Source organism: Roseivivax sp. CAU 1761, assembly GCF_054482755.1.
Window position 1 is genome coordinate 1 of the sequence record NZ_JBTLRM010000075.1, and the last position, 1093, is coordinate 1093.

Sequence of the window (1093 nt, forward strand, 5' to 3'; positions counted from 1 at the left end):
CCTGCTGTTCCGCTGGCGGCGTCTGATGGCCGAAGGAGGCGCGATGGCGGTGGGCAAGAACGAGCCGGTGGTCGGTGCCTCGGAGCTTCGCAAGCTCGAGGACCGTGTTCGCGATCTCGAACGGCTGCTCGGCCGCAAGACGATGGAGGTCGAGATCCTCAAGGAAGCCCTGGCCAAGTCGGGGGCAAAAAAACGGACGTGGCTGCCGCCGTCGCCGCCAAAGGATGGTTCCCTGTGAAGGCCGTGGCCGAGACGATCGGGGTCAGCCGGTCCCAGCTGCACGCCAGGGCATCGGGCACGTCGAAGCCCCGCGGCCGCTACCGCAAGGCTACGGACGACGAGCTGCTCCCCGTCCTGCGCAGCCTCGTCGACGAGCGGCCGACCTATGGCTACCGCCGCATCACGGCCCTGCTGAACCGCGAGCGCCGTGCCGAGGGCCTGGAGCCGGTCAACCGCAAGCGGGTGCTGCGCATTCTCAACCTGCACGGCCTGACGCTTGAGAAGTCCACAGGCCGTAGGGAGGGCCGCGTTCACGACGGCAAGGTCGCGGTCATGGCCTCGAACCTGCGCTGGTGTTCCGACGCCTGCGAGATCACCTGCTGGAACGGCGAGAAGGTCCGGGTGGCGTTCATCCTCGACGCCTTCGACCGCGAGGTCATCGCCCACGTCGCCGTTACGGGCGCGGGGATCAGCGGGTCGGACGTTCGCGACATGATGCTCGCCGCCGTCGAGCGCAGGTTCGGCACGGATCGCGCGCCACATCCCATCGAGCACCTCAGCGACAACGGTTCGTGCTACACCGCCGGCGAGACACGCGACTTCGCCCGCCAACTCGGCTTCGTGCCTTGCTTCACGCCCGTCCGCTCGCCGGAGAGCAACGGTATGAGCGAGGCCTTAGTGAAGACCCTCAAGCGCGACTACGTCCGCGTCACCCCGCTGCCAGACGCAGCCACGGTGCTCGGGCTCGTCTCCACCTGGCTCAACGACTACAACACCGTCCATCCACATTCCGCGCTGGCAATGCGCTCGCCCGTCGAGTTCAGATCAGCGCTCAACTCCAGCCAGGCTGTCCGGTGAAATGGGGGGCACTCCA

1 pseudogene is annotated in these 1093 nt (G+C 67.4%); it reads left to right on the top strand.

The window, feature by feature from the left end:
* Window positions 1-1077: pseudogene (locus ACXYMW_RS19735) on the top strand (IS3 family transposase); the annotation flags it as partial.
* Window positions 1078-1093 lie beyond the last annotated feature (16 nt).